The organism is Streptomyces sp. NPDC048521 (assembly GCF_043199855.1).
In the GTDB taxonomy this organism is placed as follows: Bacteria; Actinomycetota; Actinomycetes; order Streptomycetales; family Streptomycetaceae; genus Streptomyces.
Window position 1 is genome coordinate 301209 of record NZ_JBICWR010000012.1, and the last position, 26740, is coordinate 327948.

The 26740-nt window shown below is 72.8% G+C and carries 27 protein-coding genes; 23 read left to right on the top strand and 4 right to left on the bottom strand.

Annotation, left to right across the window (positions count from 1 at the left end; translation table 11 throughout):
* Positions 1-45: 45 nt before the first annotated feature.
* The 15 genes from ACGFRF_RS27150 (at position 46) to ACGFRF_RS27220 (ending at position 15627) form a co-directional block, all read left to right on the top strand.
* Positions 46-384, top strand: coding sequence for a TcmI family type II polyketide cyclase (locus ACGFRF_RS27150; protein ID WP_393744209.1), 339 nt, complete (start codon positions 46-48; stop codon positions 382-384).
* Complete coding sequence (locus tag ACGFRF_RS27155; RefSeq protein WP_393744211.1) at positions 381-1649, top strand: beta-ketoacyl-[acyl-carrier-protein] synthase family protein; 1269 nt, start codon at positions 381-383, stop codon at positions 1647-1649. Before ACGFRF_RS27150 ends, ACGFRF_RS27155 begins: the two co-directional genes overlap by 4 nt.
* Complete coding sequence (locus ACGFRF_RS27160) at positions 1646-2860, top strand: ketosynthase chain-length factor (protein ID WP_393744212.1); 1215 nt, start codon at positions 1646-1648, stop codon at positions 2858-2860. Before ACGFRF_RS27155 ends, ACGFRF_RS27160 begins: the two co-directional genes overlap by 4 nt.
* Before the next feature lie 48 nt (positions 2861-2908).
* Positions 2909-3172: an acyl carrier protein gene (locus ACGFRF_RS27165; protein WP_393744214.1), complete on the top strand. Its 264-nt coding sequence runs from the start codon at positions 2909-2911 to the stop codon at positions 3170-3172.
* A gap of 84 nt (positions 3173-3256) precedes the next feature.
* Positions 3257-4039 carry an SDR family NAD(P)-dependent oxidoreductase gene (locus ACGFRF_RS27170; RefSeq protein ID WP_393744216.1) on the top strand — a complete coding sequence of 261 codons (783 nt, stop codon included), beginning with the start codon at positions 3257-3259 and terminating at the stop codon, positions 4037-4039.
* 34 nt (positions 4040-4073) lie between these two features.
* On the top strand, positions 4074-5015 hold the full coding sequence (locus ACGFRF_RS27175) for an aromatase/cyclase (protein ID WP_393744218.1): 942 nt from the start codon (positions 4074-4076) through the stop codon (positions 5013-5015).
* 31 nt (positions 5016-5046) lie between these two features.
* Complete coding sequence (locus ACGFRF_RS27180; RefSeq protein ID WP_393744220.1) at positions 5047-6231, top strand: cytochrome P450; 1185 nt, start codon at positions 5047-5049, stop codon at positions 6229-6231.
* 45 nt (positions 6232-6276) lie between these two features.
* Positions 6277-6480: a ferredoxin gene (locus tag ACGFRF_RS27185; protein ID WP_393744222.1), complete on the top strand. Its 204-nt coding sequence runs from the start codon at positions 6277-6279 to the stop codon at positions 6478-6480.
* A gap of 49 nt (positions 6481-6529) precedes the next feature.
* Entirely contained in the window at positions 6530-7867 is a 1338-nt protein-coding gene (locus tag ACGFRF_RS27190) for an FAD-dependent oxidoreductase (protein ID WP_393744224.1), read from the top strand.
* The gene (locus ACGFRF_RS27195; RefSeq protein ID WP_393744226.1) at positions 7864-9135 is read left to right on the top strand and encodes an NAD(P)/FAD-dependent oxidoreductase; all 1272 of its coding nucleotides are present in this window, start codon (positions 7864-7866) and stop codon (positions 9133-9135) included. The genes ACGFRF_RS27190 and ACGFRF_RS27195 overlap by 4 nt, the downstream gene beginning before the upstream one ends.
* Positions 9132-11525, top strand: coding sequence for an SDR family oxidoreductase (locus tag ACGFRF_RS27200; protein WP_393744228.1), 2394 nt, complete (start codon positions 9132-9134; stop codon positions 11523-11525). Before ACGFRF_RS27195 ends, ACGFRF_RS27200 begins: the two co-directional genes overlap by 4 nt.
* Before the next feature lie 49 nt (positions 11526-11574).
* Positions 11575-12549 (top strand): ACP S-malonyltransferase, encoded by a 975-nt coding sequence (gene fabD, locus ACGFRF_RS27205; RefSeq protein ID WP_393744230.1) that lies wholly within the window; start codon positions 11575-11577, stop codon positions 12547-12549.
* Complete coding sequence (locus ACGFRF_RS27210) at positions 12549-14093, top strand: acyl-CoA carboxylase subunit beta (RefSeq protein ID WP_393744232.1); 1545 nt, start codon at positions 12549-12551, stop codon at positions 14091-14093. The genes fabD and ACGFRF_RS27210 overlap by 1 nt, the downstream gene beginning before the upstream one ends.
* A 248-nt stretch (positions 14094-14341) precedes the next feature.
* Positions 14342-14539, top strand: coding sequence for an acyl-CoA carboxylase epsilon subunit (locus ACGFRF_RS27215; protein WP_393744234.1), 198 nt, complete (start codon positions 14342-14344; stop codon positions 14537-14539).
* An 80-nt stretch (positions 14540-14619) separates the two neighbouring features.
* Positions 14620-15627 (top strand): acyltransferase domain-containing protein, encoded by a 1008-nt coding sequence (locus ACGFRF_RS27220; protein WP_393744236.1) that lies wholly within the window; start codon positions 14620-14622, stop codon positions 15625-15627.
* Between the two features lie 251 nt (positions 15628-15878).
* Here ACGFRF_RS27220 and ACGFRF_RS27225 read toward each other — a convergent pair whose 3' ends face one another.
* Positions 15879-16553 carry a TetR family transcriptional regulator gene (locus tag ACGFRF_RS27225; protein WP_393744238.1) on the bottom strand — a complete coding sequence of 225 codons (675 nt, stop codon included), beginning with the start codon at positions 16551-16553 and terminating at the stop codon, positions 15879-15881.
* A 50-nt stretch (positions 16554-16603) separates the two neighbouring features.
* A complete protein-coding gene (locus tag ACGFRF_RS27230) occupies positions 16604-18187 on the bottom strand; it encodes an MFS transporter (RefSeq protein ID WP_393744239.1) in 1584 nt (527 codons plus the stop codon).
* Positions 18188-18317: 130 nt separating this feature from the next.
* Between ACGFRF_RS27230 and ACGFRF_RS27235 the strand changes: the two genes are divergently transcribed.
* The 4 genes from ACGFRF_RS27235 to ACGFRF_RS27250 all read left to right on the top strand — a co-directional run bounded on the left by ACGFRF_RS27235 (position 18318) and on the right by ACGFRF_RS27250 (position 22381).
* On the top strand, positions 18318-19856 hold the full coding sequence (locus tag ACGFRF_RS27235) for an acyl-CoA dehydrogenase family protein (protein ID WP_393744241.1): 1539 nt from the start codon (positions 18318-18320) through the stop codon (positions 19854-19856).
* A gap of 65 nt (positions 19857-19921) precedes the next feature.
* A complete protein-coding gene (locus ACGFRF_RS27240; RefSeq protein WP_393744243.1) occupies positions 19922-20740 on the top strand; it encodes an SDR family oxidoreductase in 819 nt (272 codons plus the stop codon).
* A gap of 35 nt (positions 20741-20775) precedes the next feature.
* Complete coding sequence (locus ACGFRF_RS27245; protein WP_393744245.1) at positions 20776-21405, top strand: NADPH-dependent FMN reductase; 630 nt, start codon at positions 20776-20778, stop codon at positions 21403-21405.
* A 58-nt stretch (positions 21406-21463) separates the two neighbouring features.
* Positions 21464-22381: an alpha/beta hydrolase gene (locus ACGFRF_RS27250; protein ID WP_393744247.1), complete on the top strand. Its 918-nt coding sequence runs from the start codon at positions 21464-21466 to the stop codon at positions 22379-22381.
* An 81-nt stretch (positions 22382-22462) separates the two neighbouring features.
* On the opposite strand, the gene ACGFRF_RS27255 is transcribed toward ACGFRF_RS27250, so the two are convergent.
* Positions 22463-23287: an NmrA family NAD(P)-binding protein gene (locus tag ACGFRF_RS27255; RefSeq protein ID WP_393744249.1), complete on the bottom strand. Its 825-nt coding sequence runs from the start codon at positions 23285-23287 to the stop codon at positions 22463-22465.
* Between the two features lie 152 nt (positions 23288-23439).
* On the opposite strand from ACGFRF_RS27255, the gene ACGFRF_RS27260 reads away from it, so the two are divergent.
* Both ACGFRF_RS27260 and ACGFRF_RS27265 read left to right on the top strand, forming a co-directional pair.
* A complete protein-coding gene (locus ACGFRF_RS27260; protein ID WP_393744288.1) occupies positions 23440-23895 on the top strand; it encodes a MarR family winged helix-turn-helix transcriptional regulator in 456 nt (151 codons plus the stop codon).
* Between the two features lie 515 nt (positions 23896-24410).
* Positions 24411-25046, top strand: a complete 636-nt coding sequence (locus ACGFRF_RS27265) for a hypothetical protein (RefSeq protein WP_393744251.1) — start codon at positions 24411-24413, stop codon at positions 25044-25046.
* Between the two features lie 10 nt (positions 25047-25056).
* On the opposite strand, the gene ACGFRF_RS27270 is transcribed toward ACGFRF_RS27265, so the two are convergent.
* Positions 25057-25815 (bottom strand): response regulator transcription factor, encoded by a 759-nt coding sequence (locus tag ACGFRF_RS27270; protein WP_393744253.1) that lies wholly within the window; start codon positions 25813-25815, stop codon positions 25057-25059.
* 649 nt (positions 25816-26464) lie between these two features.
* Here ACGFRF_RS27270 and ACGFRF_RS27275 point away from each other — a divergent pair.
* Together ACGFRF_RS27275 and ACGFRF_RS27280 are read left to right on the top strand one after the other, a co-directional pair.
* Positions 26465-26602: a hypothetical protein gene (locus tag ACGFRF_RS27275; protein ID WP_393744255.1), complete on the top strand. Its 138-nt coding sequence runs from the start codon at positions 26465-26467 to the stop codon at positions 26600-26602.
* A gap of 48 nt (positions 26603-26650) precedes the next feature.
* A partial coding sequence (locus ACGFRF_RS27280) for a biotin carboxylase N-terminal domain-containing protein (protein ID WP_308427085.1) occupies positions 26651-26740 on the top strand: 90 nt, incomplete at its 3' end.

Below are 26740 nucleotides of genomic sequence, written 5' to 3' on the forward strand. Positions count from 1 at the left end.
CGGGGCGCACCGCCGGTCAATCACCCGACAGAGAAGAGGACACGGATGCACAGCACCCTCATCGTGGCCCGGATGGCCCCCGAATCGCAGGCCGAGGTCGCCCGGCTCTTCCAGGAGTTCGACGCCACGGAGATGCCGCACCTCATGGGCACGCGGCGCCGCCAGCTGTTCGCCTACAAGGGCCTGTACTTCCACCTCCAGGACTTCGACCACGCCGGGGGCGGAGACACCATCGAGGCGGCCAAGAGCGATCCGCGGTTCAAGCGGATCAGCGCCGATCTCCGCCCCTTCATCGATCCCTACGACCCCGCCTGGCAGACGCCGTCGGACGCGATGGCCGAGCGCTTCTATCTGTGGAACCCGAAGGAGGCTGAATCACAGTGACCCGACGCGTCGTCATCACCGGCATCGGCGTGGTGGCACCGGGCGGCACCAACGCGAAGGACTTCTGGGCCCTGCTGACCGCGGGCCGTACGGCCACCCGCACGCTCTCCTGCTTCGACCCGACGGGCTACCGGTCCCGGGTCGCGGCCGAGGTGGACTTCTTCCCCGGCCAGCACGGTCTGCAGCCGCAGGAGCTGCGCCGGATGGACCGGGCCGCGCAGTTCGCCGTGGTCACCGCGCGCGAGGCGGTCGCGGACAGCGGCCTGGACTTCGCGGCGGCGGACCCGGCACGGGTGGCGGTCACCATCGGCAGTGCGGTCGGCGCCACCATCAGCCTGGAGAACGAGTACCGGGTGGTCAGCGACGACGGCCGGCTCCCGCTGGTCGACCACACCTATGCCCCGCCGCACCTGTACCACCACCTGGTTCCGTCCTCCTTCGCCACCGAGGTGGCCTGGACGGTGGGCGCCGAGGGCCCGGCCACGGTCGTCTCCACCGGCTGCACCTCCGGCATCGACGCGGTGGGCTACGCCGTGGAACTGATCCGTGAGGGCAGCGCGGACATCGCCGTCACCGGCGCGACCGAGGCACCGATCTCCCCGATCACCGTCGCCTGCTTCGACGCGATCAAGGCGACGTCGACGTACAACGACGACCCCGAACACTCCTCCCGCCCCTACGACTCCACCCGCACGGGGTTCGTCCTCGGCGAGGGATCGGCCGGGTTCGTGCTGGAGGAGCTGGAGAGCGCCCGGCGGCGCGGGGCGCACATCTACGCGGAGATCTGCGGCTACGCCTCGCGCTGCAACGCGTACCACATGACGGGTCTGCGCGCCGACGGCGCGGAGATGGCCGAGGCGATCCGGGTGGCCCTGGACCAGGCGCGACTGAACCCGTCCGACATCGACTACGTCAACGCGCACGGTTCGGGCACCAAGCAGAACGACCGGCACGAGACCGCGGCCTTCAAGACCAGCCTCGGCGAGCACGCGTACCGGGTGCCGGTCAGCTCCATCAAGTCGATGATCGGTCACTCGCTGGGCGCGATCGGCTCGATCGAGATCGCCGCTTCCGCGCTGGCCATGGAGCACAACGTGGTGCCTCCCACGGCCAACCTGCACCACCCCGATCCGGAACTCGACCTGGACTACGTGCCGTTGCATGCCCGTGAATGGCGCACCGACTCGGTGCTCACCGTGGGCAGCGGGTTCGGCGGCTTCCAGAGCGCCATGGTCCTCGCCCGGCCCGACAGGAGGGCAGCATGAGCAGGACCGTCGTCGTCACGGGTGTGGGTGTCACCGCCCCCAACGGGCTCGGCACCGACGCCTGGTGGGGGGCCACCCGGCAGGGCGTCAGCGGCATCCGGCCGGTCAGCCGGTTCGACGCCTCGGGCTATCCGGCCAGGCTGGCCGGGGAGGTTCCCGGTTTCAGTCCCAAGGAGCACCTGCCGAACCGGCTGGTCCCGCAGACCGATCACATGACCCGGCTCGCGCTGGTGGCCGCCGACTGGGCGCTCGCCGACGCCGACGTCAAGCCGGGCGACCTGCCCGACTTCGACGCCGGTGTGATCACGGCGGCCTCCTCCGGCGGTTTCGAGTTCGGCCAGCGGGAGCTGGAGAACCTGTGGAGCAAGGGCAGCAAGTACGTCAGCGCCTACCAGTCGTACGCCTGGTTCTACGCGGTCAACACCGGCCAGATCTCCATCCGCAACGGCATGCGGGGGCCGAGCGGTGTGGTCGTCTCCGACCAGGCCGGCGGGCTGGACGCGATGGCGCAGGCGCGCCGGCAGATCCGCAAGGGCACCACGCTGATCGTCTCCGGCGGCATCGACAGCTCCCTGTGCTCCTGGGGCTGGGTGGCGCAGATGGCCGCGGGACGGATGAGCACCCGCACCGATCCCGGCCGCGCCTACCTCCCCTTCGACCGCGACGCCGACGGCTTCGTGGCCGGCGAGGGCGGCGCTCTGCTGATCCTGGAGGACGCCGAGCACGCCCGCGAGCGCGGTGCCCGCGTCTACGGAGAGATCGCGGGGTACGCCGCCACCACCGACCCACGGCCCGGCGGCGACCGGCCCCCGGCGCTGGGCCGGGCGATCTCCCTGGCGCTGGCGGACGCGGGCGTCTCGCCCCGGGACGTCGACGTGGTCTTCGCGGACGCGGCGGGCGTACCGGAGCTGGACCGCCAGGAGGCCGAGGCGCTCGGCGAGGTGTTCGGCGCCGGGGGGGTCCCCGTCACCGCGCCCAAGACGATGACCGGGCGGCTGTACTCGGGGGCCGCGTCCCTGGACGTGACCGCCGCGCTGCTGGCCATCCGGGACGGGCTCATCCCGCCGACCGTCAACGTGACCCCCGATCCCGCGCACCGACTGGACCTCGTGACCGGGGTGCCCCGCTCGGCGGACGTGCGCACCGCGCTGGTCGTCGCCCGCGGTTACGGCGGGTTCAACTCGGCGATGGTGGTCCGCGCCGCCGGCTGACCCGGCCGCCACCCCCACCCCTTGGAAACGAACAGAGAGGAACGGCCCGTGACCGCACACGAGTTCACCATGGACGACCTGCGCCGCATCCTGCGCGAGGGCGCCGGCGAGGACGTCGACCTGGACGGCGACATCGACGACGTCACCTTCGGCGACCTGGGCTACGACTCACTCGCCCTGCTGGAGACCGGCGCCCGGATCGGCCGCGAGTACGACATCGAGCTGGAGGACACCGTCTTCGTCGACGCGGAGACGCCGCGTCAGCTGGTCGACGCACTCAACAAGCAGCTGCTCGCGCTGCGCACCGCCTGATCTCCCGTCCGGTGGAAGGGCGGCCGGTCCCCCACCGGCCGCCCTCCGCCGTCTTCCCGTCACTTCTCCCCTCCCGGAGGGTTCATGACCAAGCAGCAGCCCGTGGCCCTGGTCACCGGCGCGACCAGCGGCATCGGCCTCGCGGTCACCAGGGCGCTCGGCGAGCTGGGGCACCGCGTCTTCCTGTGCGCGCGGACCGCGGAGTCCGTCGCGGCCACCGTCAAGCAGCTGACCGAAGAGGGGCTGACCGTCGACGGCCGCGCCTGCGACGTGCGGTCCGGCGACGACGTCCGCGCCTTCGTGCAGGCCGCCGTCGACACGTTCGGGACGGTCGACGTGCTGGTCAACAACGCCGGCCGCAGCGGCGGCGGGGTGACCGCCGACCTCACCGACGAGCTGTGGTTCGACGTCGTCGACACCAACCTGCACAGCGTGTTCCGGGTGACGCGGGAGGTGCTGACCACCGGCGGCATGCGGCACAAGGACCGGGGCCGGATCATCAACATCGCCTCCACCGCGGGCAAGCAGGGCGTGGTCCTGGCCGCCCCGTACTCGGCCTCCAAGCACGGGGTGGTCGGCTTCACCAAGGCGCTCGGCAACGAACTCGCGCCCACCGGCATCACCGTCAACGCCGTCTGCCCCGGCTATGTCGAGACCCCGATGGCCCAGCGCGTGCGGCAGGGGTACGCGGCGGCCTGGGAGACCACCGAGGACGCCATCCTGGAGCGCTTCCAGGCCAAGATCCCGCTCGGCCGCTACTCCACGCCCGAGGAGGTCGCGGGGCTCGTCGGCTATCTGACCACCGACACCGCCGCCTCCATCACCGCCCAGGCGATCAACGTCTGCGGTGGCCTCGGCAACTTCTGACCGCCCGCCGGCGCCGACCAGCAAGGAGTCATCCATGGCGCAGCAGTCCCCGAAGACGGTCGAGCACGAGGTCACCGTGCTCGCCGAAGCAGGTGCCGTCTACCGGTTCCTGTCGCAGGTCGAGACCTGGCCGCAGGTCTTCCCGCCGACCGTGCACGCCGAGACGATCGAGCGTGACGGCGCCGAGGAACGCATCCGCATCTGGGCCACCGCCAACGGCGAGCCCAAGAACTGGACGTCACGCCGGACGGTCCGGCCCGACGAGCTGCGGATCGACTTCCGCCAGGAGGTCTCGGCGCCGCCGGTGGCCGCCATGGGCGGCAGCTGGATCGTCGAGCCGTTGTCGGAGACCACCTCGCGCATCCGGCTGCTGCACGACTACCGGGCCGTCGACGACGATCCGGCCGGCCTGGCCTGGATCGACGAGGCCGTGGACCGCAACTCGCGCTCCGAACTAGGGGCGCTGAGGACGAGCCTGGAGCTGGTCACCGCCGGCGACACCCTGGTGTCGTTCGAGGACAGCGTGCAGATCGCCGGATCGGCCAAGGACGTGTACGACTTCCTCAACGAGGCCGGGCTGTGGACCGAGCGGCTGCCGCACGTGGCCGCCGTACGGCTGGAGGAGCCGTCGCCGGGTCTGCAGACGCTGGAGATGGACACCCGCACCAAGGACGGTTCCACGCACACCACCAAGTCGGTCCGGGTGTGCTTCCCGCACCACCGCATGGTCTACAAGCAGTCGGTGCTGCCCGCGCTGATGACCCTGCACACCGGCTACTGGCTGCTGGAGGAGAACGACGCCGGCGTGAAGGCCACCTCCCAGCACACGGTCGCCGTCAACCCGGCCAACATCGCCGCCGTCCTGGGCCCGGAGGCCGGTCTCGCCCAGGCCCAGGAGTTCGTGCGCTCGGCGCTCAGCGGCAACAGCCGCGCCACCCTCGGCCACGCCAAGGCGTACGCCGAGGGCCGCCGCTGACCGTCCCGCACCCGAGACCCGAGGAGTCCCCGTGCTGACCACTGACATCCCCCGTTCCGACATCGACCCGTACAGCGACGAGTCGATCCGCGACCCGTACGGCCCCTACCGGGCCCTGCGCGACCTGGGTCCGGTGGTGCGCCTGGACCAGTACCAGGTGTTCGCCGTCGCCCGCTACCAGGAGGTCTACGACGCCCTCCACGACCACGAGGCGTTCATCTCCGGTGAGGGCGTCGGCATCACCGAACAGCTCAACAAGGCACAGCACGGCAGCAGCCTCACCAGCGACCCGCCCTACCACGACATGGTGCGCGGTCTGGTCGCCCGGCATCTGACGCCGAAGGCGCTGCGCGAGGTGCACGCCTACGTCGAGGACTGGGCGGACCGGCTCGTGGACGAGCTGATCGCCCGCGGCGAGTTCGACGCGGTGCGGGACTTCGGGCAGGCCTTCCCGCTGGCGATCGTGCCGGACCTGCTGGGCTGGCCGGTGGACGAGGGCCGCGAGCGGCTCCTCGACTGGGCCTCGGCCGGCTTCAACGCCTTCGGCCCGCTCAACGAGCGGACCATGGCGGGTTTCCCGCTCCTGCAGGAGATGGGCGAGTTCCTGCACCGCATGTCCGTGCCGGGCAATCTGCGGCCGGGCACCTGGGGTGCCCAGCTGGTCGCCGACGCGCAGGAAGGGAAGATCGCCGACCAGTTGCTGCCCGCCCTGCTCGGCGACTTCCTCGCGCCCTCGATGGACACCTCCGTCAGCGCGCTGGCGAGCATGCTGTGGTTGTTCGGCGCCCACTCCGGACAATGGGAACTGCTGCGCGCCGAGCCGACGTTGGCGTCGAACGCCTTCAACGAGGTGGTCCGTCTGGAGTCGCCGCTGCGCGGTTTCACCCGGCTGCTCACCGTCGACCGTGAGCTGGGCGGTGTCCCGCTGTCCGCGGGCACCCGGGTGCTGCTGCTGTACGGGTCGGCCAACCGGGACGAACGGCACTGGCAGTCCCCGGAGACCTTCGACATCACCCGGCCCGACGCGGCCGAGCACCTCGGCTTCGGGCACGGCATCCACGGCTGCGTGGGCCAGGCCCTGTCCCGCCTGGAGGGCCACTCGCTGCTGGACGCGCTGCTGCGCAAGGTGCGGCGGATCGAGGTCGGCCGTCCGGTGTGGCGGCTGCACAACACCATCCGGGGCATCGAGTCCCTCCCCGTGGTTCTGCACGCCTGACCGCGTGCGCGTCAACGAGGCATCGACGACTAGGAGCACTGAGGCATGAAGCTGTCCGTCGACCTGGCCCGGTGCGAGGGCCACGGCCTGTGCGAGGAGGCGGCGCCGGAGCTGTTCCGGCTGGACGACCAGGGGGATCTCGACGTCCTGTTCGACACCGCCGCGGACGTACCGGCAGAGCAGGAGTCGGCCGCCGCGAGTGCCGTACGGGTGTGCCCGATCGGCGCGCTGCGCAGCCGGAGTGAGTGACCGGGACGGACGCCGACGAGGCGGCACGGAAAGTGAGGAGGTGAGGGTGATGACACCGCACACCGGTGACCACGCGCTGGTCCTGGGCGGGAGCATCGCGGGGCTGCTGAGCGCGCGGGTGCTGTCCGACCGGTACGCGCGGGTGACCGTGGTCGACCGCGACGTGCTGGAGGGTACCGCGGCCCGCCGGGGCGTTCCCCAGGGCCGGCAGATCCACGGCCTGCAGGCGCGGGGACTGCAGATCCTGGAGTCGCTGTTCCCCGGTCTGACCGACGGGATGACCGCGGCCGGGGCCCGGGTCAACGACACGGTCGCCGGCGGCGACTGGTACTTCGGCACCCTGTCGCTGCGCAAGACCCGCAGCGACCTGGTGACGCTGGCGGCCAGCCGGCCGTTCCTGGAGGCGTACATCCGGGACCGGGTCCGGGCGCTGCCGGGGGTGGTGATCGCCGACGGCCACGAGGTCACCGGGCTGACGGTCACACCCGACCGGCGCCGGGTCACCGGAGCGGTGGTGCGCCGCCGCACGGACGGCAGTGAGCGGGAGTTCTCCGCCGATCTCGTGGTCGACGCCATGGGCCGCGGCAGCCGCACGCCGGTGTGGCTGACCGAGCTGGGCTATCCGGAGGTCGCCACCGACCGGTTGGAGATCGGCGTGGGCTACGCCACCCGCCAGTACCGGCTGCGGCCGGGCGTCGAGCACCACGGTCGGGCGGTCGTGGTGGTCGCGTCCCCGGACAATCCCCGGGGCGGGATCTGCGCGCACATCGAGGACGGGCGGATCCAGGTGACGGTCAACGGCATTCTGGGCGACGTCCCGCCCACCGACCCCGCCGAGTTCGAGGCGTACCTGAAGTCGCTGCCGGTGCCGGACCTGCACGAGGTGACGCAGCTCGCCGAACCGCTCGACGACCCGGTCGCCCATCGTTTCCCGGTGAGCACGCGACGGCGCTACGAGCGCATGGCGCGGTTCCCGGACCGGCTGCTCGTCACCGGGGACGGGGTGTGCAGCTTCAACCCCGTCTACGCCCAGGGCATGACGGTGGCCGCGCTGGGTGCCGAGGTGTTGCGCGCGCACCTGCGCCGCGGCGGCCACCCGGCGCCGCTGCCGTACTTGCGGGACCTGGCCCGGCGGGCGGTCGGGCCGGTGTGGGACACCAACGCCGTCAACGACCTGCGGTTCCCCGGCGTGCCCGGCCGGCGCTCGCCGCGCACCCGGTTCACCCAGGCCTACATCGGCCTCGTGCAGCGGGCCGCGTCACGGGACGCGGCCATCAGCCACGCCCTGATCCGGGTGCTGTCCCTGGTGGATCCGGGCACGGCGCTGCTGCGCCCGCCGTTCGCGCTGCGCGTGCTGCGCACGCTGGCAGCGCGGGGCGCGCGGTGAGCGTGCCCCGCCGGCTGGTCGTGGTGGGCGCGTCGCTGGCCGGGCTGCGGGCCGCGGAGGCCGCGCGGCAGGCCGGGTTCGCCGGCGAGCTGACCCTGATCGGTGCCGAACCGCACCTGCCCTACGACCGCACGGTGCTCTCCAAGTCCTTCCTCGCCGATCCGCAGGCCGCCGAGCCGCCGGTCCCGCACTACCGTGAACCGTCGTCCTACGCCGGAGAGCTGGGCGTACGACTGCTGCTCGGCTCCCCCGCCACGGAGCTGGACGCCGCCGCCCGCACCGTCCGTGTCGGCGACACCACGGTGCCGTACGACCGGCTGGTCATCGCCACCGGGGTACGCGCCCGGCGACTGCCCGGGCCCGTGCCGCCCGCCGGGGTGCACACACTGCGCACGGTGGACGACGCCCGGGCCCTGCGCCGCGAGCTGCGCACGGCCCGCCGGGTCGTCGTGGTGGGCGCCGGGTTCGTCGGGGCCGAGGTGGCCTCGGCTGCCCGGGCGCTCGGTGCCGAGGTGACGCTGCTGGATGCGGAGCGTTCACCGCTGGTCCGCTCGGTCGGCGCCGAACTCGGCGGCCTGCTGGCGGGGTTGCACACCGAGGCGGGCAGCCGGCTGCGATGCGGGGCCGTCGTGGAGCGGTTCGAGGGTGCCGGGCGGGTGGAGCGGGTGGTGCTGCGCGATGGCACCGTGCTCCCGGCCGACCTGGTCGTCGTCGGGATCGGCGCGGATCCGGCCGTCGAGTGGCTGCGCGGCAGCGGAGTCGTACTGGACGACGGCGTGGTGTGCGGCAGCGACCTCGCCACCGGCGTGCCCGGCGTGTACGCGGCCGGCGACGTGCTGCGCTGGCACAACCCCCTGTTCGACCGGTCCATGCGCCTGGAGCACTGGACGAACGCGGCCGAGCAGGGCGCCCTCGCCGCCCGCAACGCGGTGGGCCCGGAGCGCCGGGAGTGCGCGACGGTGCCGTACTTCTGGTCCGACTGGTACGGGGTGCGCATCCAGTTCCTGGGAGTCCCCCGGGCCGAGCGCACCGAGATCGTCGGGGACCCCGCCACACGCCGTTTCGTCGCCCTGCTCGGCACGGGCGACCGGCTCACCGGCGTGCTGGCCGTCGACCGGCGCGGCGAGGTGGCCCGGTACCGGCAGTTGCTCCGGGCCCGCGCCACGTGGCGCGAGGCCCTGGACCACGCGGCCCGCCGGGAGTCCGGTGCCGCCGACGCGACCGGCGGGAACCGACGCCCGGCGGCGCTGAACGGAGGACGGAAGTGAACGGCACGACACCTGCGAACGCGCCGTGGGACACCCAGGTCGTCGTGGTGGGCGCGGGGCCGGTCGGGCTGCTGCTCGCCGGCGAACTGCGGCTGGGCGGCGCCGACGTCGTGGTCCTGGAGCGGCTGACCGAGCCGTCCCGGGAGTCCCGGGCCACCACCCTGCACGCCCGGACGATGGAACTGTTCGACCAGCGCGGCCTGCTGGACCGCATCGGCCCGACCCCGCCGCGGGACCCGCGGGGCCACTTCGGCGGCATCCCCATGGACCTGGGCGGCGTCGACAGCCCGTACGCCGGCCAGTGGAAGGTGCCCCAGACCCGCACCCGCGAGGTCCTCCTGGAGTGGGCGACCGGGCTGGGCGCCGATGTCAGGTCCGGGCACGAGCTGGTCGGGCTGGTGCAGGACGGCGACCGGGTGCTGGCCACCGTGCGCACCGCCGAAGGGCGCACGCTGCGGATCGGCTCCGCCTACCTGGTCGGCTGCGACGGCGAGGACAGCGCGGTGCGGCGGCTGGCCGGCTTCGCGTTCCCCGGCGTCGACGCCACCCGGGAGCTGCTGCGCGCGGACGTGGCCGGGATCGACATCCCGGACCGCCGCTTCGAACGGTTCCCGGACGGGCTGGCCATCGCGGGCCGCCGGCCGGACGGCGTGACCCGGGTCATGGTGCACCGGTTCGGCAGACCCGCCGTGCGGCGCTCCGCCGACCCCGAGTTCGCCGAGGTCGCCGCCGTGTGGCGGGAGGTCACCGGCGAGGACATCGGCGCCGGCACCCCGCTGTGGCTGAACGCGTTCGGCGACGCCCGGCGGCAGGCCGACCGCTACCGCGTCGGCCGGGTCCTGCTCGCCGGGGACGCCGCGCACGTCCAGATGCCCGTCGGCGGCCAGGCCCTCAACCTGGGCCTGCAGGACGCGGCGAACCTGGGCTGGAAGCTCGCCGCCGAGGTGGCCGGGCGGGCGCCCGCCGGGCTGCTCGACACGTACCACGAGGAGCGGCACGCCATCGGGCGGCAGGTCCTCGACAACATCGCGGCACAGTCGGCGGTCCTGCTCGGCGGCGGCGAGGTGACCGACCTGCGCGCCGTCCTCGCCGAACTGCTGCGCCACGACAGTGCCGTACGGCACCTCGCGGGCCGTATCAGCGGCGTGGACCTGCGCTGCGCCGGGCCGTCCGGCAGACCCTGGTCCGGAGCCCGGCTGGCACCGGCGGAGCTGGTCACCGGGCCGGGCGCGGCCGCCTCGACGGCCGAACTGCTGCGCTCGGGCTCCGGTCTGCTGATCGACACCGACCCCGACGCGCCCGGCCACGCGGAGCTGCGCGCACAGGCCGCGCTGTGGGCCGACCGGGTCCGGGTCGTCGTGGGCACCGCGGCCCCGGACAGCGAACCGGCCCGGCTCGGCGCCCTCCTGGTGCGGCCCGACGGACACATCGCCTGGGCGCTCGAGGAGGGCCCCGCGGCCGCCCTCGACGCGCTGCGCCGCTGGTTCGGCGCGCCCCGCGCACGGGGCACCGTGGCCCGCGTGGCGGGACGTACGGCACCGGGCGGCGCGCAGACCGCTCGCCCGGCCGGGCGCACGGCTGCCGGCCCGGCCGGCACATCGGCACCCGACCCATTCCCCAGGAGGCAGAAGATGGGAACGCTGGAGAACAAGACGGCCCTGGTGACCGGGTCAAGCCGCGGCATCGGCCGGGCCGTCGCCGAGCGGCTGGCCGCCGAGGGCGCGCTGGTCGTGGTGCACTACGCCCGGAACAAGGAGGCGGCGCAGGACACCGTGACCGGCATCCGGGCCACCGGCGGCCGCGCCTTCGCGGTCCGCGCGACCCTCGGGGCGGCCGGTGACGTGGACGCCCTCTTCGACGGGGTCGAGGAAGGGCTGAAGGAGCACACCGGCGGTGTCGAGCTGGACATCGTCGTCAACAACGCCGGGATCATGGGCGGCGTCCCCCCGGAGGACACCACACCGGAACTCTTCGACCGGCTCGTGGCGGTCAACGCCAAGGCGCCGTTCTTCATCATCCAGCGGGCGCTGCACACCCTGCGCGACGGCGGCCGGATCATCAACGTCACCTCGGGGCTCACCCGGTTCGCCAACCCCGAGGAGATCGCGTACGCGATGACCAAGGGCGCCGTCGAGACCCTGGCCCGGCACTACGCCAAGCACCTGGCCGGGCGCGGCATCACCGTCAACAGCGTGGCGCCCGGCGTGACGAACAACGGCGGCGAGATCTTCGACAACCCGCAGGCCGTGCAGTTCATGGCCCAGTTGTCGGCGTTCAACCGGGTGGGCGAGCCGTCGGACATCGCGGACGTGGTCGCCTTCCTCGCCTCCGACGCCTCGCGCTGGATCACGGGCGCCTTCATCGACGCCACCGGCGGCACGCTCCTGTGACCCCGGCCGGCCCACGCTCAACCGACACGTTCACCAGGGAGGGCCCAGCATGGGCAGGACCGCTTTCGTTTTCCCGGGTCAGGGCTCGCAGCGGGTCGGCATGGGACTCGACCTCGCCAAGCAGTGGCCGTATCTGATCGACACCTACTACGCGCCCGCCGACGAACTGCTCGGCATGCCGATCTCCACGCTGTGCTTCGAGGGCCCGGCCGAGGCGCTGGCCGACATGCGCATCACCCAGCCGGCCATGCTGCTGACGAGCGTGGCCGCGCTCGATGTGCTGCGGTCGCACGGGGCCGCGCCGGACGCGGTGGCCGGGCACAGCCTGGGCGAGTTCGCCGCGCTGGTCTGCGCGGGCGTGCTGGACTGGAAGGACGCGCTGCGCGTGGTGCGCGTGCGTGGCGAGCTGATGGCGTCGGTGACCGAGTCCGTGCCGGGCCGGATGGCGGCCGTGCTCGGTCTGACGCTTCCTCAGGTGGAGGAGCTGTGCGCCCAGGCGGCCGAGGAGACGGCCTGCGTGGTGGAGATCGCGAACCACAACGACCCCACACAGGTGGTCGTCTCCGGCCAGGTGGCGGGTGTCGACCGGCTCGTGCAACTGGTGGGCACGGCGGGCGCCGACCGGGTCGTCGTCCTGCGGATCGGCGGCCCGGCGCACTGCAGCCTGATGGGTCGGGTGGCCCCGGAGTTCGCCGCGGTGCTGGCGGAGGTGGAGTTCTGCGACCCCGCGGTCCCGCTGTACTCGGGCACGGGCGGAGCCCTGGTCGGCAGCGGCACCGAGGCGCGGGAGTTCCTGCAGGCCCAGCTCACCGGGCGGGTGCTGTGGACGGACGCGGTGCGGCACATGTCGGCCGCCGGGGTGGACCGGTTCGTCGAGGTGGGCCAGGGCAAGGCGCTCGGTGGACTGTGCACGCGGATCGTGCCCGGTGTGGAGACGCTGCGCACCACGGACGCGCAGCAGATGAAGACGACCGTGAACGCCCTGGTACGGGCGGCGCGGGCGGCGTCCGAAGGAGCGGCCTGATGTTCGCCAGGGTGGCGGAACTGCACGCACTGCGGGAACAGGTGCTGCGCGGGCCGAGCGAGCGGGCCACCGAGGCGCAGCGGGCCAAGGGCAAGCTGACCGCTCGCGAGCGGATCGATCTCCTGCTGGACAAGGGGTCGTTCCACGAGGTCGAGTCGCTGCGCCGGCACCGGGCGACCGGGTTCGGGCTGGAGGCGAAGAAGCCGTACACCGACGGTGTCATCACCGGCTGGGGCACGGTGGACGGCCGTACGGTCTTCGTCTACGCCCATGACTTCCGGATCTTCGGCGGCGCGCTGGGCGAGGCCCACGCCACCAAGATCCACAAGATCATGGACATGGCCATCGCGGCCGGGGCGCCGCTGGTCTCCCTGAACGACGGGGCCGGCGCGCGCATCCAGGAGGGTGTCTCGGCGCTCGCCGGTTACGGCGGCATCTTCCAGCGCAACACCCGGGCGAGCGGGGTCATCCCGCAGATCAGCGTGATGCTCGGCCCGTGCGCGGGCGGCGCCGCCTACTCCCCCGCGCTGACGGACTTCGTCTTCATGGTGCGGGGCACGTCGCAGATGTTCATCACCGGCCCGGACGTGGTCAAGGCCGTGACGGGCGAGGACATCAGTCACGACGGGCTGGGCGGCGCCGATGTGCACGGCGGGACCTCCGGGGTCGCCCACTTCGTCCACGACGACGAGGAGACCTGCCTGGCCGAGGTGCGCTATCTGCTGTCCCTGCTGCCGTCCAACAACCGCGAACTGCCCCCGGTGACCGTGTCGTCGGACTCGTCCGAGCGGCTCACCGACGCGTTGCTCGAGCTGGTCCCGGAGGACGGCAACCGGCCGTACGACATGCGGGCGGTGATCGAGGAGATCGTCGACGACGGGGAACTCCTGGAGGTCCACGACCGCTGGGCGCGCAACATCATCTGCGCGCTGGCCCGGCTGGACGGCCAGGTCGTGGGAATCGTCGCGAACCAGCCGCAGGTGCTGGCGGGCGTCCTGGACATCCATGCGTCCGAGAAGGCCGCGCGGTTCGTGCAGCTGTGCGACGCCTTCAACATCCCGATCGTCACGCTGCTGGACGTCCCGGGCTTCCTGCCGGGCGTCGACCAGGAGCACGGCGGCATCATCCGGCACGGCGCCAAACTCCTGTACGCGTACTGCAACGCGACCACGCCCCGGATCTCCCTGGTGCTGCGCAAGGCCTACGGGGGCGCCTACATCGTGATGGACTCCCAGTCCATCGGGGCGGACCTCACCTACGCGTGGCCGACCAACGAGATCGCGGTGATGGGCGCGGAGGGCGCGGCCAACGTCATCTTCCGCCGCCAGATCGCCGAGGCGGACGACCCGGAGGCGGTCCGCGCCCGCCGGGTCAAGGAGTACCGGGCCGAGCTGATGCACCCGTACTACGCCGCCGAGCGCGGGCTGATCGACGAGGTGATCGACCCGTCCGAGACCCGCCGGATCCTGATCGGCTCGCTGCACATGCTGCGCACGAAGCACGCCGAACTGCCGCACCGCAAGCACGGCAACCCGCCGCAGTGAGCACCGCCGGCACCACAGGAAGATCCGGCACCACAGGGTGATTCGGCGCCGTCGGCACCGAACGCACCACACGCGCGGTCCGCGCCCCCGATCGGCGCGGAGATCCGGCGTGGTCCGCGTCCCCCGACACGGAGATCCGGCGTCCGCGCCCCCGATCGGCGCGGAGACACGGTGCGCTGTGCACCGCCCGCACACGCGTCTCACCAGCCTGCGGGTCCTACGGGGCCTGCCCACGAGAGGAGTTCACGATGTCGACGGCCGTCGGGGACGTCCTGCGCGTCGAGCGCGGGCACGCCGCCGAGGAGGAGATCGCCGCGGTCCTCGTCCTGCTGCTGGCGCTGGCCGGCGCGGACGGGCCGCAGGGGCACGCACAGCCGCCCGCCGTCCGCTGGCAGCGGCCCGAGCGGCGCACCGCGTTCGGTTCGCCGCGCAGCTGGCGGCACTGAAGGCCGCCCGTGCCACCTCTGCGGCCCCCTCTTCCCCGTAACCCTTCGCTTTTGTCCTCAGACCTGTGACGGAGACCCCCATGGCCGAACGCCCCGTCGCGCTGCTGCTCCCCGGTCAGGGGGCGCAGTACCCGCGCATGGCGGTACCGCTGTACCAACGAGAACCCCGGTTCCGCGTCGCCGTGGACGAGGTCCTGGACCTGATGGGCCCGCAGGGCGCGGCGATCCGCGAGGACTGGCTCGCTGACGCGCCGGCCCTGTCCGTGGACGACGGGCGGAGGGCCCAGCCGCTGCTGTTCGCCATCGGATACGGCGTCGGCCGGGTTCTCCAGGAGCTGGGTGTGCGCCCCGCGGTGTTCCTCGGGCACAGCATCGGCGAGCTGGCCGCGGCGGCTCTGGCCGGTGTCTTCGACCTGCCGAGCGCGGCCCGCATCCTCGTGGCCCGCTCGCGGTCGCTGTCCGCCGCGCCCGCCGGCGGCATGCTGGCCGTCGCCGCCGCGCCGGAGCGGATACGGCCCTGGCTCGATGCGGAGGGTGCGCACCGCGGCGTCGCCGTCGGCGCGGTCAACGCGCCCGCGCAGACGATCCTGGCCGGGCCCGAGCAGTCCCTGGTGCGGACCGAGGAGACGCTGCGCGCCGCCGGTCTGGTGGCCCGGCGGGTGCGGGCGACCGAGCCGTGGCACTCGCCGGTGCTGCGGGAGGCGGCGCTCGCCTTCGAGGAGGCGGTGGCCGCCGAGCCGCTGCGGCCGCCGCGGGTGCCGATCCGCTCGGCGCGCACCGGTCGGGCCGTCACCGCGCGCGAGGCCGTGGACCCGGCGTTCTGGGCCGGGCAGATGGCCGAGCCGGTGCTGTACTGGGAAGCTCTGTCGAAGCTGCTGGACTCCGGCGACCACACGCTGGTGGAGACGGGGCCGGGCATCTCCCTGTCCGCCCCGGCGCGCCGGCACCCGGCCGTCCGGTCCGGCCGCAGCGAGGTGATCTCCATGCTCCCCGCCGAGCGCCAGGACTGCTGGCGCACCTGGCGGGCGGCACTGGACCGGCTGGCGGAGCTCGGCGCGACGAGCGAACGGGTGACGGCACGGGGATGACGAGCGGCACGGCGACGGCTCGGTGAAGACGAGCGGCCCGGCGACGGCGCGAAGGTGCGCGCGGCCGGGCGACGGCGCGGGGGTGACGGGCTTCGTGGGCCCGTCCTCCCCGGTAAGGCACCGAGGTTCCAGGGCGGGCGGGCCTGACCGCGCGCCGGGGCGCGGCCCGCGACCGTGCCCAGGGCGCGGCCCGCAGCCATACCCAGAGGCGGGGCCCGCGACCGTACCCGGGCCGCGGGCCCGACCGCACCTCAGCTCTGCTCGGGCAGTTGCTGCTCCGTTGCCCCGCTCGGCCCCGTCGGCCCGCTCTCGCCGGCGATCAGGGTCCGGATCACCGGTGCGGCCACCCGGACGATGTCCTCCAGGTCCGGCTCGCTGACGTCGGGGATGCGCAGCAGATAGCGTCCGCTGGCGATGCCGAACATGATCACCGAGAAGAGGCCCGCTCTGACCCGCGCATCGGGCAGACCGATGTGCTGGGCGATGGCCTCGGTGGACTGGTCGGTGACCAGGCGGCGCAGTTCCTCCGCAGCCATCTCACTGGTCATGCTGGTGCGGGCCAGGACCGCCATCGGGCTGTCCGGACCGTCCGCCCACCGGCCCAGCATCGTGCGCAGGTAGTTCTCGGCGCTGCTCACCGGGTCGGGCGTGGTCAGCTCGTCGATCGGGATCTCGAAGTGGACCGCCTCTCTGAACAGCTGTTCCTTGGTGCCGAAGTACTGCATCACGGACGACTTGTGCGCGCCCGCGGTCTCCGCGATCAGGCGGATGGTCGCCCGCTCGTAGCCGTACTCGCCGAAGACACGGCGGGCGGCGAGGAGGATGCGGTGCCGCGTCCGTTCACCCTTGCCGTCGGGCCGCGGCACGACCACCGGGGTGCTCGCCGCCGGCCTGTGCCGCGGCGTTTCGTCGACGCTGGGGATCACTGCGCTGCCTCCTTGCGGGAATGGTTGCTGGGTGATGCTGCCGCGGTCGCCTACGCGCGGGCGTCCGGCCGGGCGGGCTGTTCCGGCCGGGCGGGCTGTTCCGGCCGGGCGGGCTGTTCCGGCCGGGCGGGCTGTTCCGGCCGGGCGGCCCGCGGTCCCCTGGCCGTGACCGCGGCCACCACGGTCACCAGGGCCACGGCGTACAGGACGGCGACGGTGCGGAACGCGGTGCCGTAGCCGTGGGTGAGGGCGTCGGCCGCCCGGTCCAGCAGCCCCTGGTCGTGCGTGGCGAGCGCTCGCAGCAGGGTGTCCGGCGCGTCCGCCAGCCGGTTGTCGGCCGTGGTCGTCGCGATCCCCGGCAGGAAGGCCAGCCCGACGGCGCCCCCGACCTGGCTCGCGGTGGTGAGGACCCCGGCGGCGACGCCGGTCTCCTGCGGGGGGACACCGCTGACGATACGGACCGTCAGCGGCATGAAGCACAGCCCGAGTCCGACCGACGTCATCAGCATCGCCGGGGCGAGGTGGGTGAGGTACGCCGAGTCCGGCGTCAGGGTGCTGAACCACAGGACGCCCAGCGTACTGAGCGCCAGCCCCGGCCCGGTCACGGCGCGGGTGGACAGCCGGCCCACCAGGCGCGGGGCGAGGAAGCCGCCGGAGACGAACATGCCGAGGCTCAGCGGGAGATAGGCCAGTCCGGTGCGCATCGCGGAGAAGCCGAGGATCTGTTGCATGTACAGGGTGAGGAAGTAGTACATCGCGAACATGCCCGCGCCCACGAGCAGCATCGTGGCGTAGCCGCCGCTGCGGTTGCGGTCGCGCAGCAGCCCAAGCGGCATCATCGGGTGGTCGCCGCGCGCCTGGACCGCCAGGAACAGGCCGAGCAGGGCGGCGGCGGCAGCGAGCGAGGCGACGGCCACCGGGTCCGCCCAGCCGCTCTCGCCGGCCCGGGTGAGCCCGTACACCAGCGAGGTCAGGCCGGTCGTGCCGGTGACCGCGCCGGGCACGTCGAGGCGGCCGGCGTGTCGGCCGGGGTCGCGCAGCAGCCGGGTGCCCTGGATGACGGCGACACCGACGGGCACGTTGACGAGCAGCACCCAGCGCCAGTCCAGGTAGGCGGTGAGCACTCCGCCGAGCAGCAGGCCGAGGGTGGAGCCGACGCCGTTCATCGAACCGTAGACGCCCATGGCCCGGTTGCGTGCGGGTCCCTCGGGGAAGTTGGCCGCGATCAGCGCGACGACGGCCGGGGAGACAAGGGCGCCGCCGAGTCCCTGGGCGGCGCGCGCGGCGATGAGCAGGCCCTCGTTCGGCGCGAGGCCGCCGGCGAGGGACGCCAGGGTGAAGACGACGATGCCCAGGCGGAACACGCGCAGGCGGCCGTAGATGTCACCGGCGCGTCCGCCGATCAGCAGCAGACCGCCGAAGGACAGCGCGTACGCGGTGACGATCCAGGCCAGCGCACCGCTGCTGACGCCGAGATCGCGCTGGATGCTGGGCAGCGCGATGTTCATGATCGTGCTGTCCAGAATGATCATGACGTGTGCCGTGGCGAGGACGGCCAGGACTAAGCCCTGGCGTCCGCGCGGCTGCCCGGATGCCGCCTCGGCGGCGGCCACGGGCCGGTCGTCCACGGACATGGCTCCTCCAACTCTTGCGCTGGGGACCGCTCCCGGCCCCGGCGGAGGAATCCCCCGGACCACGCGGGAGCACAAAAATGTACGCCCGATCATAAATGACCGCGTGTACTTCTTCCAGGGAAGGTGACACATGACCACAGGAATCCACGACCCCGCCGGCCCCGCCCTCGGCAGTTCCTCGGCCCCCGTCGGGGTATGGACCGGCACGGCCACCCACGACGGGCAGACCGACCCGTTCACGATCTCCTTCCTGCCCGACGGGACCGTCACCCTGGTCACCCCGTTCAGCAGCGGCCGGGGCACCTGGCGGCCGACCGACCGGGGCTTCCGATACTCCTTCACCGAGACCCTCGACCCGGCCGTCACCGGTATGGCCGGATACGTCTGCGTCAGCGTCGACGCCGTACGCGAGGGCAGTTCCTACCGCGGCTCCGGGCCCGCCACGGTGCACTCCGCGGACGGTGCCGTCGTCCACCTCACCTCCTTCGAGACCGCAGCGGCACTGCAGAGCCCCGAGGGGCGCGACCTGGTGGCCGAGCGGCCCGAACCGGCCCCCGCCGACCTGGCCGCCTGGCCGCCTGCGCCGGTGCGCGACGCGGCGGTGCTGGCCGCGGCGCAGGCCGGTACGGCCGACTCCGGACGGCGGGTGGCGCCGGAGGTGATCGAGGCTCTGACCGCCGCCGGGTTCGCCCGCTGGCTCGTACCGAGCGAGCGAGGCGGCGAGCCACGCGGCTACGCCGAACTCGTGCGCTCCGTCGCCGCGTTGGGCACCGAGTGTGCCTCCACCGCCTGGCTGGCCTCGCTGTTCGCGTTCGCCGCCCGGTACGTCGCCTGCCTGCCCGAGAAGGCGCAGGCCGAGGTCTGGGGGGACGGCCCCGACGCCCGGGTGTGCGTGGTCAACAAGCCGCTCGGCACGGCCGTACCGGTCGGGGACGGCTGGCGGCTGTCCGGCGAGTGGACGTTCGTCAGCGGTGTCGAGTACGCCGACTGGGCCCTGCTCGCCGGCCCCGCCCCCGCCGGCCCGCCCGGAAAGGGCGGCGAGCCGCCGCGGTTCTTCCTGGTGCCGCGCGCGGACTTCGGCTTCCGGGACACCTGGCACTCGCTCGGCATGCGGGGCACCGGCAGCCACACCCTCGTCCTCGACGACGTCCTGGTCCCGGAGTACCGCACCTGCCTGCGGGAGGACGCCATGAAGGGACGCGTGGTCGGCGTGTCCACTCCGCCGCCGCCCACCCTGGCGGTCAACGGCCTGACCTTCGTGGCCCCGGCACTCGGCGCGGCACTGGGCGCTTTGCGGGCCGCCGCCCACGCCACCACCGTCCCGGCGACCGGCCCGCGCGAGGCGTCCGGACAGGCCTATCAGATCGGGTACGCGCGCGCCGCCGGCCTGATCGACGCGGCCCAGCTGCTGCTGCTCCGGGTCGCCGAGGTCGCCGACACCGGACGGCTCAACCCCGTGCTCGTCCGCCGCAGCCGCCGTGACGCGGCGCACGCCCTGGAACTGCTGGTGGAGGCGGTGGACCTGCTGCTGCGGGCCGGTGGCACCCGCGCCCAGGACGACCGGCACCCGCTGCAGCGGTTCTGGCGGGACGTCCACTCGGTGGCCAGCCACGCGGTCGTGCAGTTCGAGCCCGCCGGCCTGGACTACACGCGCGGCCTGACGAGCTGACGCCGCCCGGCGGGCCCGCGGCCGCACCGACCTCAGACACCGACGAACTCAACTGGGAGACAACCGTGATACTGGTCACCGGCGCCACCGGACACGTCGGGCGCCCCCTTGTCGACCTCCTGGTCAAGGCCGGGGTGAGCGTGCGCGCCCTGACCCGGAACCCCGACCGGGCCCGGCTGCCCGAGGGGGTGGAAGTGGCCCGCACGGACGAGCTGCCCATGAAGGGCGTCGACGCGGTCTTCTTCGTGCTCGCCGCGTTTCCCGAGGGTCCCGCGGAGGTGATCCGCCGGGCGCGGGAGAACGGCGTGCGGCGCATCGTCGCCCTGTCCTCCTACTCGGCGCGCGACGACGACCCGAAGAACTCCATCGCCGTGCGCCACCGCGATCTGGAACGGCAGATCGAGGAGTCCGGCCTGGAGTGGACCGCCCTGCAGCCCGCCGGTGGCCTGGCGGTGACCGCGCTGGAGTGGAGCGAGCAGATCCGTACCACCGGCCTGGCCCGCGGCCCGTTCGCCCGGGCCCACTCGGCGCCGGTGCACGAGCGGGACATCGCCGAGCTGGCGGCCCGCGCCCTGCTCACCGACGAACTGCTGGGTGCCAAGCCGATGTTCAGCGGTCCGGAGTCGATCACCTACGCGGACCGGGCCCGGCTCATCGGTGAGGCGATCGGCAAGCCGGTGCGGTTCGAGGAGATCAGCCACGACGAGACGCGCAAGGAGATGGCCGAGGCGGGGATCCCGCCCGCCGCCGTGGAGGCCCGGCTGCGCATGTTCGCGGCCCTGGTCGACCGGCCGCACGAGATCTCGCCTATCGAGCCGTACCTCGGCCGGCCCGCCCGCGGCTTCGCCGAGTGGGCGGCCGACCACGTCGCCGACTTCACCTGATCGTCCCGCCCGCACGCCCCGCCGTGGAAAGGCTGATGATGTGGTACGACCCCTTGCGGCTGGCCGTCCTGGTCGGCAGCGGCAGGCCGGGAGGGAGCGGCACGGCCGTCGCCCGCTGGTTCGCCGCGACGGCGCGCCGGCGTGACGGACTGGAGACGGACGTCATCGACCTCGCCGAGCACCCCCTGCCCGCCGAGCCGGTGACGGTGCCGCCCCCGGAGGTCCGCCAGGTCCTCGCGGGCCTGACCCCGCGGCTGGACCGCGCGGACATGTTCGTCGTGGTCACCCCCGAGTACAACCGTTCGTTCCCGGCCACACTGAAGACCGCGATCGACTGGCACGACCGTGAGTGGCAGGCCAAGCCGGTCGGCTTCGTCTCCTACGGCGGCCGCTCCGGCGGACTGCGGGCGGTCGAGCAACTGCGGCAGGTCTTCGGCGAGTTGCACGCGGTGCCGGTGCGGGACGCGGTCAGCTTCCACGGCGTGGGCCGGCTCTTCGACGCCGACGGCCGGCCCACCGACCCGGTCGGCAGCACGGCCGCGGCCGAGCTGCTCCTGGACGAACTGGACTGGTGGGGCCGTGTGTTGCGGGAGGGCCGGGCCCGCCACCCCTACCCGTACGGGGCCCGCGCCCCCGTGGTGTCCGCCGCGCCCCGGCCGGCGTGAGAGGGGTCGGCCCGCCGCGGGTGTCCATCCGCACCGTCGTCCGAGGAGGTTTCTGACCATGTCGTCACCGTCCGTCGGGGTCCGCGGCCAGTCGGCGCCTGCCGCTGCCCAGCCCCGATCCCCCGTTCCGGTGCGGGAGATCGTCCTTGAGTCCGGCGGGCTCCGGCTGTCCGCTCTGCTGGCCGAGCCCCGCCGGCCGGTGCCGCGCGCCGTCGTCGTGGCCGTGCCCGGCGGCGGCATGCGCGCCGGCTACTTCCACCAGACCGCCGCGCCCGGCCTGTCCCTGCTCACCCTCGGCGCCGAGCTGGGCCTGACCGTACTCGCCGTGGACCGGCCGGGCTACGGCCGCTCGGCCGCGCAGCTGCCCGAGGGGCTGCCGCTGGTGGAGCAGGCGGCCGTGCTGAGCCGGGCACTGGCCGGTTTCCTCGGCTCCCGGCCCACCGGGGCCCGCCTGTTCGTCCTCGCGCACTCCTACGGCGGCAAGGTGGCGCTGACCCTGGCGGCCCGGCACCACGAACTGCCGCTGGCCGGGCTGGCGGTGTCGGGCTGCGGCCACCGGTTCGCCGACGATCCGGACGCGGCCGGGACCGAGCTGTGGCGGCGCCGGCTGCGTGCCAACAACTGGGGGCCGCTGGGGCTCTACCCTCCGCGCACCTTCACCCTGGCGCAGTCCCTCATCGGCGCGATGCCTCCGCGCGAGGCGGCCGAACTGCCCGCCTGGCCCGGGACCCTGGAGCGGCTGGCTCCCGACGTGCGGGTCCCGGTCCGGTTCACCTTCGCCGAGCACGAGCAGCGGTGGCGGCACGATCCGCAGGCGCTGTCCGAGCTGGGCGCCCTGCTGCGCCACGCGTCCGTCAGTATCGACCGGCAGCCGGACGCGGGCCACAACATCAGCCTCGGCTGGGCCGCCCGGGCGTACCACCTGAGGATGCTCGCCTTCCTGGAGGAGTGCCTGCTGCACCGGGCCGTCGGCTGAGGCGACCGCGGGATCCCCGCGGTGTACCACCCCGTCGGAAGTATCACGGGATGGTCGGAGAGCCGGCCTCCGAGGGGTGCGTCAGGAGAAGTCGGCCACGTGGTGCTCGACCCACTGCCGGTAGGTGTGCGCGGGGCGGCCGGTCACCTGCTCGACCGTGGGCAGCACCTCGGCGGTGACGCCCTGCCAGGAGGCGAGCTGGTTCAGCAGGAACTCGGCGGCGTCCGGCGGCATCTGCTGGACGAGGTGGCTCAGGGCCGCCTCGCGGGACAGCTCCTCGAACGCCACCGGCTTGCCGAGCACCTCGCCGATGATGCGGACGCGGTCGATCTGGGTCAGGGACTCGGGGCCGGTGAGGGTGTGGACGCTGCCGTCCTTCGGTGCCAGCAGCGAGGCGGTCGCGACCGCGGCGATGTCCCGCTCGTCGACGGGGGCCGCCGCGGCCGTGCCGTACGCCGTGCGCACCACACCCGTCTGCCGGATCTGCGGCGCCCAGCCACGGTCGTTGAGCATGAACAGACCGGCCCGGACGAACGTGCGCGGGATGCCGGATCCGGTCACCGCGTTCTCGCATTCCAGGTGCACCTGGCCGATGAATCCCGGCTCGTCGAATTCGATGGTCGACGACGACAGCATGGCGATGTGTTCCACACCGCATTCCTGGGCGACCTCCAGGAATCCGCCCAGCTGCCCGAAGACGGGGAAGAGGAAGGCCCGGTCCACGCCCTGTAAAGCGGGCGGCAGGCTCCTGGGGTCGGCGATGTCCCCGGCGACCACGTCCACCTCGGCGGGAAGCGCGGCCTTCTCCGGGTTGCGGGTGAGGGCCCGGACCGTCTCGCCCGCCTCCAGCAACTGCAGGACGACATTGCGACCGACGTTACCGGTGGCGCCGGTGACCAGAATCATGAACTCATTCCCAACAGGCTGGGCGACGGCCGGGTCGGACGACACGGACCGACCAGCCGACGCATCCGAATCGTTGACCTGGCCAACGTAACATATTCGTGGGTCTGGCCAACAGATGTCCCGGAACCCCCTGCTACGGTGGTGCGGTGACCATGAAGGCGATCTCCCAGGCTCCGGCCCGGCTGCGGGCCACGCCCAGCTGGCTCGTCACACAGATCGCCACCCACACGGCCCGTCTGGTCTCCCGGGCACTGGCGTCCGTGGACGCCCGCCGGTACCACTTCGCGCTCCTGGCGTCGCTCGACGAGTTCGGCCCGCTCAGCCAGGCCGAGCTGGGCCGGCGCTGCGGGATCGACCGCAGCTACATCGTGGAGGCGGTCAACGAGCTCGCCGGCGCCGGCCTGGTGGTGCGCGACGTGGACGCCGCGGACCGGCGGCGCAACACCATCACCGTCACCCCGGCCGGCGTACGGCAGCTCCACCGCATCGAGCACGCCCTGGCGGAGGCGCAGGACAGCCTCCTGGCCCCGCTGGAGCCCGGCGAGCGCGAGCAGCTGACGGCCCTGCTCGAGCGGGTCCTCGCCCACCGGCTGACCCCGGGCGACTGAGCACCCCGCCGGACCCCGTTTCGATCCGCTCCCCGCACTGACGGGTGGCGCGCCCGCGACTGTCAATTTTCCGTCAGCGGCGTCACCGCTGTGCGTCAACACCGCATGGGGTTTTCCCGCACTGGACGACAACCCGGTGCCGCGCACGGAAAATCTCGTGCCGGCCCCCGTCATATTTCCCGCAGGGACGAAAGCCGGCGGCGATTCGGTGGGCACCATTGCGGCGGGCCGGAAAACCCGTCGAAAAGGAGTCACGAATGCCGGAGTCGAACACCGGGCGGGGGACGGGAGAACGGGTGCGCTGCCCGGATGTCCGCTGCGTGAAAAACCTGAGGGAAACGTCGGACGGGACCGCCGGCAAAGCGCCGAAAAGGCGGCTGTGCGCCGACTGCACAGGGCGGCTGGCCCGTTCACTGGTGGCGCTTCCCGGCGCATATGAGGAGTGCGGAGGCGTCCTCGACGGAGCTCGGACCCGGCGCTGGGAGGAGCGCACGTCCAGCCGGGCGATGCCCGGCATGCCGCTCAACACGGCGGCCGTGGAGGTGCGCACGGCGATCACCCGAGTGCTCGCCTCGTGGAGCGGTCTGGTGGCGGAGCAGCGCGGTACCGCCGCGCCACGGCGCGAGGTCCCCGCCCTCACCGGCTTCCTGTTGCGTCACCTGGACTGGCTGTCCGGCCACGAGGCCGTCGGCGACCTCACCGAGGAGGTGGCGGGGCTGATGCGCGCGGCGGCCCGGGTGGTGGACGCGCCGCCCGAGCGGAGCCTGCCGGTCGGCGCATGCCGAACGGCCGGATGCGGGGGCACCCTGGTGGCCCGGTCCGTACGGGACTCCGGGACACCACCGGAGGTGGTCTGCACCGCGACGCCCGCCCATCGCTGGGAACTGCACGAGTGGCTGCCCAAGGACGCCGACCAGGAGCCCGGACCGCAGGACGCGGACGGCGACGCGCTGCATGCCGCCGCGGCCGCCACCTCGTTGTGGCTGTCCGCGACGGACATAGCGCGACTGTGGCAGGCACCCCGCGGCACCGTGTACCGGCTGGCGAGCGAGAAGGGCTGGCGCCGCCGCAGCCGGGCCGGCCGGACGTACTACCACGCGGGCGACGCCCAGCGCTCCCTGGCCGAACGCGGCCGCCGCACCGGATCGTAGGACATGGGGATCAGCCCACCCGGGCCGGCGGCACCACCTGCGCACCGGCCCGGTGGTGCCCGGCCTGCACCGTGTCGTTCGCGGGCTGCGGACCGTCGGGCGGCTCCACACCGCACTCGCCGAACCGGAAGCCCACTCCCCGGACGGTCACGATCCAGTCGTTCGAACCCAGCTTGGTCCGCAGGCTGTTGACATGCGTGTCGATCGTCCGTCCCCGGGTCCAGCTGTCGTTCCAGACGTGGTTCATCAACTCCTTGCGGGTGAGTACCACACCGGGCCGGGAGGCGAGCGTGAGCAGCAGGTCGAACTCCTTGCGGGTCAACTTGATCGGCTTCCCGGCGAGCCAGGCCGCGCGGGACGACTGATCGATCCGCAGCGGCCCGTACGCGATGCTGCCGGAGGGCCGGTGCCGCGCCCCGCTGCGCCGGGTGACGGCCTCGATCCGCGCCACCAGTTCATGGATGCCGCAGCCGCGGTCGACGCAGTCGTCCGCTCCCGCTTTCAGGCCGAGGACCCGCTCGAGTTCGTCGCCCCGCTCGGTCACCGCCATCATGGGCGTGTCGCTGACCTGGCGGATCGCCCGGCAGACCTCCAGCCCGTCCGTATCGGCCAGCCCGAGGTCGAGGATGATGAAATCCGCCTGCGTGTGCGTGGCCAGCGCCTGCTGCGCCGAGTGCGCCATGAGGATCTTGTGCCCGTAGCGCTGCAGTGTTCTCACGCTGGATAAGGAGTCATGTCCGTCGCCTGTCACAAAGAGCACGCGCATCATTCACCTCTCGTTTTCCTACCCTGAACTGCGAGAAAATCGTTGCCCGAAATCAGAATTTGGCAGCACGGAGCGGACACTCGGAAACAACCGAGCCCTGCTGGAAAACGAACGACACGGACATGGATGCACCGCCCCCCTTCGGCATCACATTGCGGCGATTCCACTCGACGCTTATCAGCCACTTGCTGATTCTTGTGAACGCACCACCGGTCTTAGGTCACCAGTCTTAGGACGCCGAGCTTCCATTTCAATGAGCAACTGACGGTTTGGCTGAATCGGAGACTTGCCTTGCCCGTGAGGATGCCCAGATCGTCCACCGATGTCCCACCTAAGTGGGTGGTTTCTCGAGGGGAACCCATGCTTCCGCTGGTCATGTTTCGGGCCGGATGGTTACTTCAAGAGCGTCATCAGGCCCTCTTGGGGACGCCCTTGACGGACCCTCACCGAGCGAAGAGGATGAGCACCATCATGGAATAGGTGCGCCCGTCATCAAAAATTCAACGGGCCCGCGGCACCCATCTTCCCGGCGCGACATCGGCCGATACCCATACCCCGTGAATGCGAGCCACCCGTCCTGGGACGACTTTTCACGGCGGTACGTCGGTCGAGACATTCTTCACACGACGAACCGGAGGAGCACGGAGGAGCGATGAACCCTGTCCTTGATCACGAAGGCCGTCCCCGCGTCGACGTCCCGCAGGTGGTGGCACAGCCCGCTCCCCCGCTCCTGCTCGCCGGCGACGACGAGCAGGAGGCCGAGGACCACATCGTGCGAGGCATCGACTGACCGTCCATCCCGTGGTGTGCCGACCACTTGAACCAAGGAGCCGCAATCGTGCGCAAGGTGCTCATCGCCAACCGTGGCGAAATCGCTGTCCGCGTGGCCCGGGCCTGTCGGGATGCGGGTATCGCGAGCGTGGCCGTC

Bases quoted from the DNA above. Each gene is read 5' to 3' on its own strand.
- ACGFRF_RS27150 (WP_393744209.1), top strand. From the start codon at position 46: ATGCACAGCACCCTCATCGTGGCCCGGATGGCCCCCGAATCGCAGGCC.
- ACGFRF_RS27160 (WP_393744212.1), top strand. From the start codon at position 1,646: ATGAGCAGGACCGTCGTCGTCACGGGTGTGGGTGTCACCGCCCCCAAC.
- ACGFRF_RS27170 (WP_393744216.1), top strand. From the start codon at position 3,257: ATGACCAAGCAGCAGCCCGTGGCCCTGGTCACCGGCGCGACCAGCGGC.
- ACGFRF_RS27175 (WP_393744218.1), top strand. From the start codon at position 4,074: ATGGCGCAGCAGTCCCCGAAGACGGTCGAGCACGAGGTCACCGTGCTC.
- ACGFRF_RS27185 (WP_393744222.1), top strand. From the start codon at position 6,277: ATGAAGCTGTCCGTCGACCTGGCCCGGTGCGAGGGCCACGGCCTGTGC.
- ACGFRF_RS27190 (WP_393744224.1), top strand. From the start codon at position 6,530: ATGACACCGCACACCGGTGACCACGCGCTGGTCCTGGGCGGGAGCATC.
- fabD (WP_393744230.1), top strand. From the start codon at position 11,575: ATGGGCAGGACCGCTTTCGTTTTCCCGGGTCAGGGCTCGCAGCGGGTC.
- ACGFRF_RS27210 (WP_393744232.1), top strand. From the start codon at position 12,549: ATGTTCGCCAGGGTGGCGGAACTGCACGCACTGCGGGAACAGGTGCTG.
- ACGFRF_RS27215 (WP_393744234.1), top strand. From the start codon at position 14,342: ATGTCGACGGCCGTCGGGGACGTCCTGCGCGTCGAGCGCGGGCACGCC.
- ACGFRF_RS27220 (WP_393744236.1), top strand. From the start codon at position 14,620: ATGGCCGAACGCCCCGTCGCGCTGCTGCTCCCCGGTCAGGGGGCGCAG.
- ACGFRF_RS27230 (WP_393744239.1), bottom strand. From the start codon at position 18,187: ATGTCCGTGGACGACCGGCCCGTGGCCGCCGCCGAGGCGGCATCCGGG.
- ACGFRF_RS27235 (WP_393744241.1), top strand. From the start codon at position 18,318: ATGACCACAGGAATCCACGACCCCGCCGGCCCCGCCCTCGGCAGTTCC.
- ACGFRF_RS27245 (WP_393744245.1), top strand. From the start codon at position 20,776: ATGATGTGGTACGACCCCTTGCGGCTGGCCGTCCTGGTCGGCAGCGGC.
- ACGFRF_RS27250 (WP_393744247.1), top strand. From the start codon at position 21,464: ATGTCGTCACCGTCCGTCGGGGTCCGCGGCCAGTCGGCGCCTGCCGCT.
- ACGFRF_RS27255 (WP_393744249.1), bottom strand. From the start codon at position 23,287: ATGATTCTGGTCACCGGCGCCACCGGTAACGTCGGTCGCAATGTCGTC.
- ACGFRF_RS27260 (WP_393744288.1), top strand. From the start codon at position 23,440: ATGAAGGCGATCTCCCAGGCTCCGGCCCGGCTGCGGGCCACGCCCAGC.
- ACGFRF_RS27265 (WP_393744251.1), top strand. From the start codon at position 24,411: ATGCCGCTCAACACGGCGGCCGTGGAGGTGCGCACGGCGATCACCCGA.
- ACGFRF_RS27270 (WP_393744253.1), bottom strand. From the start codon at position 25,815: ATGATGCGCGTGCTCTTTGTGACAGGCGACGGACATGACTCCTTATCC.
- ACGFRF_RS27275 (WP_393744255.1), top strand. From the start codon at position 26,465: ATGAACCCTGTCCTTGATCACGAAGGCCGTCCCCGCGTCGACGTCCCG.